Here is a 13,026-nt window from a genome sequence, read left to right as displayed (position 1 = left end):
ACGATTGTGGTCAGGCCGGCATGGCTCCCGGGGCCGGCGCCAGTGTGTCGAGCAGCGCCAGCAGATACGGAATGTCTACCGGCTTGACCAGGTGCCGTGAAAAACCGGCGGCCTGCGACGCAGCCACGTCCTGCGGCTGTCCGTAGCCGCTGAGCGCCACCATGACAGCGCCCGCCAGGCGCGGCGCCACCCGCAGCCGGCGCGCAAGCTGGTAGCCGTCCATGTCGGGCAGGCCGATGTCGAGCAGGCAGACATCGAACGCCCCGGATTCGGCCCGCAGCAGGGCGCCATGCGGCGACTCCTCGACCTGCACGGCATGGCCCACGGCCGCGAGCACCATGCCCAGCGACTCGGCGGCGTCGCGGTTGTCATCGACGATCATGATGCGCAGCGCCGTGTGCGAAGCCAGCGCGCCGTCCTCGCGCGTGGCGGCGGCGGCTCCGACCCCGCGTGGACCCAGCGGCAACGTGACGGCAAAGCAGCTGCCGCTGCCAGGGCCGTCGCTGTGCGCCTCGACCCTGCCGCCGTGCAGCGTCACCATGCTGCGCACCAGGGCCAGCCCCAGGCCCAGCCCGCCCTGTGCCCGGTCGGGTGTGCGCCGGGCTTGCGTAAACAGCTCGAAGATGTCGGGCAGCAGGCTGGCGTCGATGCCGATCCCGTTGTCCCTGACCGACAGGGTCACGCAACCGGTAGCAGCGTCGGCTTGGGCAAACACGGTGATCTCGCCGCCGTCCGGCGTGTACTTGGCCGCGTTGCCCAGCAGGTTGGTCATCACCTGCACCAGGCGCTTGCGGTCGCCCGTGACAGTGACATTGGCCGCGCCCAGGCGCGTGGCGAGCGTGTGGCCCTTTTTTTCGATGAGCGGACGCGCCTGTTCGATGGCGCTGTGAATGACAGTCTTGAGATCGACCGGCAGGCGCTCGAGTTCGACCAGGCCCCGCGTGACGCGCGAGACGTCGAGCAGATCGTCCACCAGCTCGACCATGTGCCGCACCTGGCGGCCGATCACGTCGGCCGCATGCGCCGTGCGCGTCGGATCGAGGTTCGAGAGCTTGAGCATCTGGGCGGCGGTGCTGATCGGGGCCAGTGGATTGCGCAGCTCATGCGCGAGCATCGCCAGGAATTCATCCTTGCGCGCATTGGCCGCCTTGAGCTCTTCGGCGGCCAGCCGGTGGTCGTGCATGTCGGTGACCGTGCCCATCCAGCGGATTATGGCGCCGGCCTCGTCGCGCACCGGCAACGCGCGGTTGAGCACCCAGCGGTAGTCGCCGTTGTGGTGGCGCAGCCGGTGCTCGATCTCGAACAGCGCGCCGCTGGCCAGGCTGGCCATCCACTGCGTGCGCAGCGCCGACAAGTCGTCAGGGTGGATGGCGCGGGTCCAGCCGCTGCCGGCCAGCGCCTGGCTCGTCATCCCCGTGAAGTCGCACCAGCGCCGGTTCGCATAATCGTTGGTGCCATCGGGCAGGCCCGACCACACCATCTGCGGCATCGCTTCGGTCATCGTGCGGAACTTGTTTTCGCTCTCGCGCAGCGCGCGCTGAACCTGCACCTGGGCTGTCAGGTCCATCGACGCGGCCACGGCGCCGGTGATGTTGCCGGCGTCGTCGCGAATCGGCGCGGCCCGGGTGAGCAGGAAGTGCCGCTCATGCGGTCGGCCGAACGGCTCGATTTCGACAAAGTCGGCATCGACCTGCTCGCCGCGCAGCGCGCGTACCAGCGACCAGTCGCGGGCCTGGACCGGCTGGCCGTGGCGCTGCGAACCGTCGGCCCACCAGCCGCGCCAGTCGCCATAGCCTTCCGGACTGGTGGTCATCGGGTGCTCGCCCCACAGCACGTGCATCATCGGGTTGGCCGACGAGAGCGCGCCCTGGGCGTCGGCGTAGACGATCCCCACGGGGGCCGAACTGAGCAGCGCATCGAGCCGCCGCCGGTCGGCCTCGGCCTGGGCGAGGGCGGCGCGCGCGGCCGCTTCGCTTGCCTGCAGGGCGCGCTCGGCGTTCTTCTGGTTGCTGATGTCGGTAAACATGAGCGCCACGCGGCGCCGGGTCGGGTGCGCAATGCGGCTGGCGTAGACGCTGAACCAGCGTCCCATTGCTTCGGAGCCTTGCTCGAAGCGGCGTGCCACGCCGCTGCGGGCGATGTCGTCATAGATGTCGATCCAGCTCTGTTCGATGCCGGGCACCAGCTCGCGCGCCGTCTTGCCGATACTGTCCACCACGCCGGTGTGGCGGGCAAAGGCGGGGTTGGCTTCGACGAACAGGTAGTCGACCGCTTTGCCGTGAGCGTCGTCGATCATCTCGATCATGCCGAAGCCTTCGTCCATCGTGTCGAACAGCACGTGGTGGGTTTGCTCCAGGCGCTGGCGCAGCAGGTGGCTGTGCGTGACGTCGTTAACGATGGCGAGCACGCCGCGCACGCCGCCTTCGTCCTCGATCGGGCTGCAGCCATAGTTCCACCAGAGGTCTTCGCGCCGGCCATGGCGGGTGAGGGGGATCAGCCGGTCGTCGTGCCAGGCGCCGGGGCCGCCAGCCATGATGTGCTCGATCTCGGTGCCGATCAGGTCCCAGGCTTCCGCCCAGCAGACCCGGCCGGGTTGGCCCAGCGCGGACGGATGGCGTTCATGACCGAGGGTCTGGCGGTAGCTGTCGTTGTAGAGCTGGGTCAGGTCGTCACCCCACCAGATGAGCATCGGGTGATTGCTGGACAACACGACCCGGACCATGGTCCTGAGCGCCATGGGCCAGGTGTCGGGCGGCCCCAGCGGAGTGGCTTGCCAGTCGTGGGCGCGCATGAGGGCGCCCATCTCGCCGCCGCCGGCCAGGAAGCTGAAAGGTGAAGTCAAGGGGTTCGATGGTGGTATGTACGAACAGACAAGATACGGGCTGGCTGCGCCATGCGCAAGACCAATGGCGCGCGGCAATCAAGGCGCATTCACCGTTATCTATTGATGACGCCGATAGCGATGTTTAGCAATTGTTCCGGGGAACTAACCCGCCCGCCGTCCAGTGCCCAGCGCCAACCCAGATAATTGGGCAGATAGCGTGACGCAACACCACGAAAGCCCGATAACCAGTCCTTGAAGCGCTGGTGATAGGCATTCACGTTCTGTACGTGGATGGCGCGGCTGCCCCAATGCCTGACCCTGACGCCGGCGCGCAGGTTGACCGCTTCGTGCGCAATCCGGTGCTTGCGTGCAAAGGCGCGATAGGCGCGATGGCCGTCGCTGACCAGCAGCGCCTGCGGATCGAGCCTGGGGAGCAGATCGCGCTCGAGTTGGGCCCCGGTCAGTGCGCCGCGGCCGGTGACGGCATCGACCGTGCGCCCGTTGCGGTCGCGCGCCACCAGGATGCAATCGAGCTGCGTTGAAATGCCCCGTTTGGTGGCGTGGCCGCCGCGCCGGCGTGGCGGGCGATCGAGCGTGCGCGACCCTTTTTGTGATTCGAGCAGGAACGTTTCGTCGGCCTCGACGATGCCGTTGAGCGATGCAGGCCGGTCGAACTTGACCCAGTCGAGAAAGCGGTGGCGCCACCGGAAGGCGGTATTGCGGTGCACGCCAACCCGATCTGCGCCCTTGCGCACCGACAGTGAATCGAGCAGCACCTGCGAATACGCGAGCCACCTGGCCTTGAGCCTGAGCCGTGCCAGCGGGGTGCCGCTCAGGTCGTTGAAGGTGCGCCCGCAGGCGCAGCAGCGAAAGCGCTGCAGATCGTTGGCGAAGCCATGCCGGTGGCAGTGCCCGTTGCCACAGCGGGGACAGCAGCGGCCAGGCGCTCTGGCCTCTGCGATCAGCGCCACCACCTGGGCGAGGCCGGCCGCAGGATGCAAGGCATCGAGCACTTGCTGGCGCTGCGGGTTGTTCAGCGACTGCAAACTGGCGAACCAGTTCTTGAACCGTGGCGCTTTCATGATCGACTCCTGGCGTTGGGGACAGGAGTTGGACCACCGGGCTGCTCATCAGTTCAGAGCTTCCCTCTATTTAACGTTGACTGCGCCCAATCAACCGCGGCGTTGCAGGCGCAGCAGCAACCAGGCCGCGACCGTCGTGAAGGTCACGATCAGTCCGCACACGATCCAGAATCCATGGTCGCTCCCGGCCAGCGGCACGCCCCCCACGTTCATGCCGAGCAGGCCCGCGATCAGGTTGATCGGCAGCGCCATTACCGTGACGATCGTCAGCAGGTACAGGCTGCGCGCATTGTCTTCGTTGACGCGCGCGGCAATTTCTTCCTGCAGCAGCTTGATGCGTTCCTGCAGCGCGGCCAGGTCGCTCAGCACCACGGTGAATTCTTCGGTGGCCTGGCGCAGGTCTTGCCGGTCGTCGCCACTGACCCAGACGGGCGGGCGCTGCAGCAGCCGGAACAGCGCGGCCGGTTCCGGCGCCAGCAGACGCTGCAGTCGCACCAGCACGCGCCGCAAGGCGCCCAGGTCTTCGCGCTGGCGCGTCAGGCGCCCGGCCAGCAGGCGGTCTTCGATGGTGTCGACGCGCGCTACCGCATCGCGCACGATGTTCACCAGCACGTCGGCCTGGTCGCGCAGCAGGTGCACCAGCAACTCGCTCGACGAGCGCAGCGGCGCGCCTTGCAACACGTCCTGGCGCAGGCGCTCGATCGACGCCAGCGGCTTGCGGCGTGCGCTGATGACGGCGTGCGGCGTGACGTGGGCCCACAGGGTCGAGATCTCGGCGCTGTCGAGCGAAAAGCCGTGCAGCACATCGTTGACCACGGCGATCAGCGCGTTATCGGCAATTTCGATGCGGGTCGAGCGCGAGCCCTGGTGCAGCGTAGCGTAGAACTCGTCAGCCAGGCCGGCGTGCTGGCGCAGCCAGCGCTCGCTGGCCGTGTTCGACAGGTTGAAGTGCAGCCAGATGAACTGGCCAGGCTGCGGCGCGGCCATCCAGCGCAGGGCGTCGGCTGCGCCGATGGGGGTGGCTGCAGGCACGGCGCCAGGCGCGGCGGTTGCGCCCGGGTCGATCAGGAATCCCCACACCAGGCCCGACTTGTCGGAGCCGTAATTGAAGCCAGATGCCGCGCCGGATACTGCCATCTGCTGTCCAGGTTGAATCAACGATGGGCAATTGTAGAGCCATCGGCGTGCGCCATGTGCAACATCCGGTGCCATGCGAGCGCGGTGTTGCGATGTCATCAAGCTGAAATACATGGTCGCTAAGATCGGCGCTGTGTCTCTCTCTCGCGTGATCCCGAAGGATTTTGCGTTGTTCCGTCGGCGTCGGTGTCGACGGAGTTTTTTGTGCTGGTGCCCAACGAAAGAAATCAGATGCAAGTATCAAAGATCGATCGCCGCTATGTGGGCCTGCCGTATATGCAGTCGAACCCGTACGCGGACGCCACCCACATCGTGCGCCAGGGTATGCAGATCCAGGCCAGCCTGGGCACCCTCAGTGCCGTCGAATTTCTCAAGCAGCATGGCGTGCATGGCGCCGTGATTCACCGCGTGCTGCTGGGCGAGCACGTGCGCATGGACGATCAGCTCGTGATCGAGGATCCACGCATGTAATTGACGGTGGACGGTGGAGGCCGCCGGCGCAGCCTCAGGCGGGGTCGGTCAGCTCGCGCAGGATCGCGCACTGGCCAGCGGTCTGCACCGAGTCGCAGCGGGCGCGCACGGTCGACAGGGCAGTGCGCAACTGCTGCAGCTCGGTGATCTGGCGATCGATTTCGGCTAGCTGATGGTCGACCAGCGCATTGACGCCGCTGCATGAGCGCTCCGGCTGGTCCTGGTAGCCCAGCAGCGTGGCGATTTCCGCCAGAGACATTCCCAGCGCCCGGCAACGGCGGATGAAATGCAGCCGCTCGGCGTGGCTCGCATCGTAGACCCGGTAGTTCGCCTGCGAACGCACCGGTGGCGGCAACAGACCCTTCAGTTCATAGAACCGCACCGTTTCGGACTGACACCCCGTCAGCTTCGCCAGTTCACCAATTCGCATCTTCATCCACCTTGACATTGACCTTGTAGTTACTACAGGGATTCTAATGCATCCATTGTCTTTGGAGGTGTATATGTCGTCATGCTGTTCAGGATCGTGCAATTCTGCTGCGCCGCCGCCCGACGGGCGCTATCGCAAGGTCCTGTGGGCGGCCCTTGTCATCAACTTCATCATGTTCGGCGTCGAGATCGTCAGCAGCCTGGCGGCCGGCTCGGTGTCGTTGCTGGCGGACTCGGTCGACTTTCTGGGCGACGCCGCCAACTACGGCGTCTCGCTGTTCGTGCTGGGCCTGGCGGTTGTCTGGCGCTCGCGGGCGGCCTACGCCAAGGGTCTCGTGATGGGGGCCTTCGGCCTCGTGGTACTGGGCCGGGCATTGTGGCTCGGCACGGGTGGACAGGTGCCGCATGCCCAGACCATGGGCGTGGTCAGCGTGCTGGCGTTCGCGGCCAATGGCGCGGTAGCGGTGCTGCTGTATGCGTTCCGCAACGGCGACGCGAACATGCGCTCCGTCTGGCTGTGCACGCGCAACGACATGATCGGCAATGTGGCCGTGATGCTCGCGGCGCTTGGCGTGTTCGGCACCGGGGCCGGGTGGCCAGACATCGTGGTGGCGTCGATCATGGCGCTGCTGGGGCTGCATGCGGCGCGCGACATCATCCTGCAGGCGCGGGGCGAGTTGCGCCAGGGCGCGGACGCTGGCGCCCGCATACCCGCCCGTTAGTGCAGGTCGCCATGCCCGGCGATCAGCATGGCCGCGTGGTACAGGTCGGGCGCGATGCGCGTGGGCAGCCGGCGCGGGCCCAGGCGCCATTCGGTTTCGTTGCCGTTGTCGATCAGCAGCGTGCGGCACCCCGCACGGTTGCCGGCTTCGACATCGTGCAGGATGTCGCCGATCATCCATGATGCGCGCAGGTCGATGTCATGCTCGTGCGCAGCGCGCAGCAGCATGCCCGGCGACGGCTTGCGACAGGTGCAGGCATGGGCATAGTTGCTGACGGTGCCCAGCGGATGGTGCGGGCAATAGTAAAAACCGTCGAGCGTGAGCTGCTCGCGAAACAGCAGGTCGCGCAAGCGGTCGGACATCGGCGTCATCGCGTCTTCGCCAAAGCACCCGTGCGCAATGCCGGACTGGTTGGCGACCACGAATAATCGGTAGTCCAGACCGGACAGCAGCCGCAGCGCAGGTCCGGCGCCATTGACCAGCCGGATACGGCGCGGCTCAGCAGCAAAGGGCATGTCGTCGACCAGCGTGCCGTCGTTGTCGAGGAAGATGGCTTTCATGCGGGCGCCTTTCACGGTGCGGTGATGGTCATTGGATGGCCGGCTTGTCTGGCGCCGGCAGCTCGGCAAGGTGTGCGCAAGCGGCGTCAACCGTCACCAGCGCCAGGCGCGGAAGGCGTTGCAACCGGGCCAGCCGCGCCGCCAGCGCCTCGGCGTCATGTGGCGGGAGGACGGCGCCGGTGAGGTCGCTGCATACCGCTGTGCGCCCGTTGTCAACGGCGCTGCCGGCATCTGCCGCGCGCCACGGCGTGCTGACCAGCACATTGGCCGCAGCATGGCAGTCGCGCAGAGTGTCCAGCGGCGTCGCGACCAGGAAGCGCACGTGCGGTTTCATGGCCAGCACGCGCACCAGTTCACGCAGTCGGGCCAGTTCGGCATCTGCTACAGCAATGCCATCGGCCACAGTGCCCGCGGCGACGAGCAGCATCGCATCGACATCATGCCGCTGGCGCAGCCTGGCAACGCCCAGGATCACGGTGTCGATGCCGGCGCAAGGTGTGAGGCGACCGTCATGCAGGGAGAGGGTGAGCACAACAAAGCATGCTGGACCGATCTCCAACTGGCGCCGCGCGAGGTCGCGGCCCGTGCCATCGTCAAAGGGATGCAGCGTCATGCGCGCGCCAAAGAGTGGCACGGCGGCAGGCAGGAAGCGTCGTGCGTCGCTGACATGGCAGGTCTCCGCTGATAGCGCCACCGCGCAAGGGCGGCGATGGCGAGCGGTTCGACTGCCGTTTGAATGGCCAGGTTCCAGCAGGGCAGGGCGGCTTGGAGCTGCGTCAAGCGCACTGCAAAACGGGGCACCGATGGCGCCCCGTTGGGTTTTACTGACCTGTACTCATGCGAATACTGGTCCGCTTACTGAAGCGATTACTTACGCGAAAAGCCCGTGTCGTCATCCATCTTGCGATCGCCAGCAAGCTTGTTGGCGCCGCCCGGGCTGCGCGGATAACCGCCTGCCGCATCGTTCGATTCATGTACCGGATTCGGTTCGGCATGCATGCTGCCGCCGGTCTGGTAACCCTCGTCCTCGGTGCGCGGGCCGCTGTTGCCGCCACTGCGCGGCAGGCCGCCGGCCAGATCGTTGGACTGGTGGAACTCATCGGCCGGCACCTCGCGGCGGGTCTCGCCCGTTTGCGAGCCCTGGCGGTCGGTGCTTTCCTGGATCTTGCTCGAGCTGGCGTCCTGCGTATCGGCGCGGTTTTCGCCGTTGGCATTGTCCACGCTCTGGCGGTTGCCATAGATGTCGCCATGCTGCACGCCTGGCACGCCGGCCTCTGTGCCGCGCGCGTCATGCTCTTCGGTGCCGGTGCCGGGGACGATGCCGGTGTCCACACCCGTGCCAATGGTGGTACCACCGGCATGCGCTGGCTGAACCGAAGCAGGCGTATTCACGTTATCGGCAGTGCGCGTCTCGCCCTGGCGATTGCCCACAGGCTCGTTCAACTGACCCCACTCGCCGGAATGCGCTTCCATCGCGCGCTGGTGGCTGTCGGTCGTGCCCTGCTGTGCGCCGGTGCTGGCAAGCTGGCCTTGCGATGCGCTCGGCAGGTCAGGCTGCGCCATGCCGGTGCCCGATGGCGCGCGCTGTTCGCTGGCACCGTCGCGTGTGTTGCCCTTGGCGTCCGGATTCCATTTTTCGTTGGCGCCGTTGTTGGTCTGATTATTGACTTCGCTACGCTGGTTCGCATCCATGGTCGTCTCCTGTGCATTGGTGAACTGGCAGGTCGATGCCTGCCGCATGAGCCCATCATGCGCGCATCGAAGGTCGCACAGAATAGGAAGACGTAGGGGGTGCGTGTAGGACTGCTGCTGACCGTGAAATTTACTACCGAAACTTTAATTTCTTAACCGCACTAATTCTCACGTGTTGTCCTACAAAGTCATCTGGACTACTCCTATAGCGGTTGTCAGATTGCGTGCCTAATATGGGATTTGGGCTCATCGTCGTCGCCACTCTGGTGTCGGTAGGCCTCAGCCTGCCGCAGGACGCGGCGGTTTCCAACCGTGTAAGTATGGGAGCAACCTCATCATGGCCTCAAGCAATCAAGGCAACAAGCAATCGGGCGCGGCCGGCAATAGTCAGAGTGCCGGTGGCACCCGCAACCGTGGCTTCGCATCAATGGATCCGGCACGCCAGCGCGAAATCGCCAGTCAGGGCGGCAAGGCCGCGCATGCCAAAGGGACGGCGCACGAATTCACGTCCGAAGAAGCCCGCCGCGCAGGCAGCCTGAGCCATGGCAACCGCCAGTCGGCCAGCGCCAGCGACATGGTGCGCAGCTCGGCAAGAAGCAGCAACCGCCAGAGCGCCGGGAGCGGCAGCCGCAGCGGCGGCGCCAAGGAATAATCTGCAGGTTGCCGGCGGCGCGCCGGCGCAGTCATCGGCGGGGAGCTTCATGCTCCCCGTTTTGCTGTCCGGTGGCGCAAACTGCCCAAAAGGCCGGGGGGATGCGGTAGAATCGCAGCGCCTTTTTCAACCTTCCCCCAAGGATCAACGTCGTGAAACCAGCGGTCATTCGTCAAGTCAAGAGCCTGTCCATGTCCTGCGACCGGGTTGGTAACCTGTTGCTGACCAAGTTCTCCACCATCGGTGCGAGCGATGTCGCCGTCCACATTCCGGCCAACGTCGTGTTCTGGCTGCTCAAGCACCTGCCGGTCAACCAGGACCCGCAACTCAAGGCGCCGCCGGCCGGCCCGGTGATTGGTGAGGCCGACTGGCAAAATCCAAACACGCCGCGCGTCCAGTACGTCAACTGTAAAGAGCTGCCAGGCATGATCCGCATGACCTTCGCCCTCGAGACCAAGCCAGACCTGACCGTCGTGCTCGATCGCGGCAATGTCGAGCTGATGCGTCAGATCATGGCGATGTACACCAAGGATCTGATCGACCTCGACGCGCAGTAAACAGCCATCTGTCCGGGGGTCTTGCCGGGCTGGTGCCCGGCGCTCCGTCACCCAGCGCCGCCTTCCACGGCGGGCCATGAAAGGATCACCATGTCCATCAAGATCAGCACGATGTTCGACGCCGGATCGATCGATGTCGTCAATGCCGAGCATCCATCCCGGATCGACCTGAACCTGCGCGCCGACTCGCACGCCGACATCCACCAGTGGTTTCATTTTCGCTTGCAGGGCGCCCGCGACCAGGCGGTGACGATGCGCTTCCTGAATGCCGGCCAGGCCACGTACCCGAAGGGATTCGAGGATTACCAGGCGGTGGCCAGCTACGACCTCGACAACTGGTTCCGCGTGCCGACCACGTTCGACGGCCAGGTGATGACGATCGAACACACGCCGGAAACGGACAGCATCTACTACGCCTATTTCGAGCCGTACAGCTGGGAACGCCACCTGCGTCTGCTGGGCGAAGTGGCCGAGAACCCGATCGCACGTGTGGTCGACCTCGGCAGCACGGTCGAGGGCCGCGACATGAATCTGGTCGTGATCGGCAACCCGCAGGCCGAGAAAAAGATCTGGGTCATCGCACGCCAGCACCCGGGCGAATCGATGGCCGAATGGTTCGTCGAAGGCATGATGGATGCGCTGCTCGACAGCGCCAACCCGGTGGCGCGCACGCTGCTGCAGCGCGCCGTGTTCTACATTGTGCCGAACATGAACCCGGACGGCTCGGTGCGCGGCAACCTGCGCACGAATGCCGCCGGCGCCAACCTGAACCGCGAATGGATGAACCCGTCGCTCGAGCGCAGTCCCGAGGTACTGTGCGTCAAGCAGAAGATCGAAGAAGTCGGCATCGACATGTTCTTCGACATCCATGGCGACGAAGCGCTGCCGTACAACTTCGTGGCCGGCTGCGAAATGCTGGCCGATTTCACGGCCGAGCGCGCAATGGAGCAAACCGCCTTCATCGACCGCTACATCGCCTGCAGCCCGGACTTCCAGAAAGAGTTCGGCTACGCCGCCAGCAAGTACAACGACGAGCTGCTCACGCTGGCGTCGAAGTATGTCGGCCATCACTACAAATGCCTGTCCCTGACGCTGGAAATGCCGTTCAAGGACAACGCCAACCTGCCCGACGCGCACACCGGCTGGAACGGCGCGCGCAGCGCGGGTCTGGGCGCCGCCATGCTGCAGCCAATCCTGCAAGCGCTGGGCTGACGCGATGGGTATCGAGATCGAACGCAAGTTCCTGCTGGCAGGCGACGGCTGGCGCACGCTGGGCACGGCCACGCTGCTGCGCCAGGGTTATCTGTGCGCCGACCCGACGCGCACGGTGCGCGTGCGCATCGAGGGCGAGCAGGGCGTGCTCACCATCAAGAGCAAGAGCGAAGGCGCCTCGCGCGGCGAGTGGGAGTATCCGATCCCGCTGGCCGAGGCTGGTGAACTGCTCGAGCGCCTGTGCGAGCGGCCGCTGGTCGAAAAGACCCGGCGCCGCATCGAGCACGCCGGTTTCACCTGGGAAGTCGATGAATTCCTGGGCGAGAACGCGGGCCTGGTCGTGGCCGAAATCGAACTGCCGTCGGAAGACGCCGTGTTCGACAAGCCCGACTGGATCGGCCAGGAAGTCACTGGCGAAAAACGCTATTACAACTCGAGCCTGATCAAGGCGCCATATTCCACCTGGACCGATACCCCGACATGACCCATCGCGCGCGCCGCAGCCTCATCAAAGTAGTCATCGTTACCGCGCTGAGTCTGGCGTTTTCCGGCGCCTCGGCCGCTCCGGCTTCAGCAGTTGGCGCCTCTTACTTCCCGCCTGCCGGGGAGTGGGCGCGCAAGGACCCCGCCGCGCTGGGCATGGATCCGGTGGCGCTCGCTGCCGCCATCGCGTTCGCACAATCGCGCGAGACCGAGCGTCCGCTCGACCTGTCCGACCAGGAAGCCATCTTCGGCACGCGCCTGGGCTCGATGCCGACCAGGCGCGCCGCAACCAATGGCGTGGTGATCTACAAGGGCTATGTCGTGGCCGAGTTCGGTGACACGCGCTTTGTCGATCCGACCTACTCGGTCGCCAAGAGCATGCTGGCCACGGTGGCGGGCGTGGCAGTGCGGGAGGGGCGCCTGCAGGTCGACGAGCCGGTGGCGCAGCGCGTCACCGACGGCGGCTATGCGACGCCGCACAACGCGGCCGTGACGTGGAAACAGCATCTGCAGCAAGAGTCCGAATGGGACGGCGAGCTGTGGGGCAAGCACAGCAACTTCATCGGCAAGGCCGCCTTCGGCAAAGGCGAAAAGAAGCCGCGCGCCATCAAGACGCCGGGCACCTTCTACGAATACAACGACACGCGTGTGAATCGCCTGGCGCTATCGCTGCTGCGCGTGTTTGGCCAGTCGGTGCCGGACGTGTTCCAGCAGCAGGTCATGGACCCAATCGGCGCCTCGTCGGGCTGGAAATGGGTCCCGTATCACAATAGCTACGTTGAATTGAACGGCAAACAGGTGGCCTCGGTCAGTGGCGGCACGCGCTGGGGTGGCGGCATGTGGATCGACAGCTGGGACATGGCGCGCTTCGGCTACCTGTGGCTGCGCCAGGGCAATTGGGCCGGCAAGCAGATCCTGCCGCCCGCCTACGTCACGGCGGCGCTCACGCCGAGCGCAAACGGTCCGGACTATGGTTACTTGTGGTGGCTCAATACCAAGGGCAAGAACCTGCCGGGCATGCCGGCCGCGACGTTCGCCGCGCTGGGCGCGGGCAGCAACGATATCGTCGTCTCGCCCGAGCACGACCTGGTGATCGTCTGGCGCTGGCATGCGGGCAATGCCGCCGAATTCGCCACGCGCGTGGTGGGGGCGATCCGCAAGTAGACGTTTACCCGGCCGCAGGGCAGCATCAAAGCAGCATGAAT

14 protein-coding genes are annotated in these 13,026 nt (G+C 65.7%); 7 read left to right on the top strand and 7 right to left on the bottom strand.

Annotated features, from left to right (window positions below):
• Positions 1–10: 10 nt before the first annotated feature.
• The 3 genes from AC56LV_RS10655 to AC56LV_RS10645 all read right to left on the bottom strand — a co-directional run bounded on the left by AC56LV_RS10655 (position 11) and on the right by AC56LV_RS10645 (position 5,043).
• On the bottom strand, positions 11–2,842 hold the full coding sequence (locus tag AC56LV_RS10655) for a PAS domain S-box protein (RefSeq protein WP_499557489.1): 2,832 nt from the start codon (positions 2,840–2,842) through the stop codon (positions 11–13).
• A gap of 95 nt (positions 2,843–2,937) precedes the next feature.
• Complete coding sequence (locus tag AC56LV_RS10650) at positions 2,938–3,906, bottom strand: IS1595 family transposase (protein WP_499557488.1); 969 nt, start codon at positions 3,904–3,906, stop codon at positions 2,938–2,940.
• A gap of 90 nt (positions 3,907–3,996) precedes the next feature.
• Positions 3,997–5,043: a transporter gene (locus AC56LV_RS10645; protein WP_499557486.1), complete on the bottom strand. Its 1,047-nt coding sequence runs from the start codon at positions 5,041–5,043 to the stop codon at positions 3,997–3,999.
• 231 nt (positions 5,044–5,274) lie between these two features.
• Here AC56LV_RS10645 and AC56LV_RS10640 point away from each other — a divergent pair, with 231 nt between their 5' ends.
• A complete protein-coding gene (locus AC56LV_RS10640) occupies positions 5,275–5,514 on the top strand; it encodes a hypothetical protein (protein ID WP_499557485.1) in 240 nt (79 codons plus the stop codon).
• 34 nt (positions 5,515–5,548) lie between these two features.
• On the opposite strand, the gene cadR is transcribed toward AC56LV_RS10640, so the two are convergent.
• The gene (cadR, locus tag AC56LV_RS10635; RefSeq protein ID WP_499557483.1) at positions 5,549–5,950 is read right to left on the bottom strand and encodes a Cd(II)/Pb(II)-responsive transcriptional regulator; all 402 of its coding nucleotides are present in this window, start codon (positions 5,948–5,950) and stop codon (positions 5,549–5,551) included.
• Between the two features lie 67 nt (positions 5,951–6,017).
• Between cadR and AC56LV_RS10630 the strand changes: the two genes are divergently transcribed.
• Positions 6,018–6,665 carry a cation efflux transmembrane domain-containing protein gene (locus AC56LV_RS10630; protein ID WP_499557481.1) on the top strand — a complete coding sequence of 216 codons (648 nt, stop codon included), beginning with the start codon at positions 6,018–6,020 and terminating at the stop codon, positions 6,663–6,665.
• Here the strand turns inward: AC56LV_RS10630 and AC56LV_RS10625 are convergent.
• The 3 genes from AC56LV_RS10625 to AC56LV_RS10615 all read right to left on the bottom strand — a co-directional run bounded on the left by AC56LV_RS10625 (position 6,662) and on the right by AC56LV_RS10615 (position 8,917).
• Positions 6,662–7,225, bottom strand: coding sequence for a D-glycero-alpha-D-manno-heptose-1,7-bisphosphate 7-phosphatase (locus tag AC56LV_RS10625; RefSeq protein WP_499557479.1), 564 nt, complete (start codon positions 7,223–7,225; stop codon positions 6,662–6,664). The genes AC56LV_RS10630 and AC56LV_RS10625 overlap by 4 nt on opposite strands.
• Before the next feature lie 28 nt (positions 7,226–7,253).
• The gene (locus AC56LV_RS10620) at positions 7,254–7,838 is read right to left on the bottom strand and encodes a glycosyltransferase family protein (RefSeq protein WP_499557477.1); all 585 of its coding nucleotides are present in this window, start codon (positions 7,836–7,838) and stop codon (positions 7,254–7,256) included.
• A gap of 254 nt (positions 7,839–8,092) precedes the next feature.
• Complete coding sequence (locus tag AC56LV_RS10615) at positions 8,093–8,917, bottom strand: hypothetical protein (RefSeq protein WP_499557476.1); 825 nt, start codon at positions 8,915–8,917, stop codon at positions 8,093–8,095.
• Between the two features lie 337 nt (positions 8,918–9,254).
• Here AC56LV_RS10615 and AC56LV_RS10610 point away from each other — a divergent pair, with 337 nt between their 5' ends.
• The 5 genes from AC56LV_RS10610 to AC56LV_RS10590 all read left to right on the top strand — a co-directional run bounded on the left by AC56LV_RS10610 (position 9,255) and on the right by AC56LV_RS10590 (position 12,985).
• The gene (locus AC56LV_RS10610) at positions 9,255–9,569 is read left to right on the top strand and encodes a KGG domain-containing protein (protein ID WP_499557474.1); all 315 of its coding nucleotides are present in this window, start codon (positions 9,255–9,257) and stop codon (positions 9,567–9,569) included.
• A 152-nt stretch (positions 9,570–9,721) separates the two neighbouring features.
• Positions 9,722–10,126, top strand: a complete 405-nt coding sequence (locus AC56LV_RS10605; protein WP_499455078.1) for a hypothetical protein — start codon at positions 9,722–9,724, stop codon at positions 10,124–10,126.
• A gap of 90 nt (positions 10,127–10,216) precedes the next feature.
• Positions 10,217–11,338 (top strand): M14 family metallopeptidase, encoded by a 1,122-nt coding sequence (locus AC56LV_RS10600; protein WP_499503231.1) that lies wholly within the window; start codon positions 10,217–10,219, stop codon positions 11,336–11,338.
• Positions 11,339–11,342: 4 nt separating this feature from the next.
• Positions 11,343–11,822, top strand: coding sequence for a CYTH domain-containing protein (locus AC56LV_RS10595; protein WP_499557472.1), 480 nt, complete (start codon positions 11,343–11,345; stop codon positions 11,820–11,822).
• A complete protein-coding gene (locus AC56LV_RS10590) occupies positions 11,819–12,985 on the top strand; it encodes a serine hydrolase domain-containing protein (protein WP_499557470.1) in 1,167 nt (388 codons plus the stop codon). Before AC56LV_RS10595 ends, AC56LV_RS10590 begins: the two co-directional genes overlap by 4 nt.
• The last annotated feature ends 41 nt before the right edge of the window (positions 12,986–13,026 follow it).

It is taken from the genome of Telluria sp. RB2R28 (genome assembly GCF_059685835.1).
The sequence above is the reverse complement of the archived record's forward strand: the minus strand, read 5'-3'. Positions and strand labels throughout refer to the sequence as shown.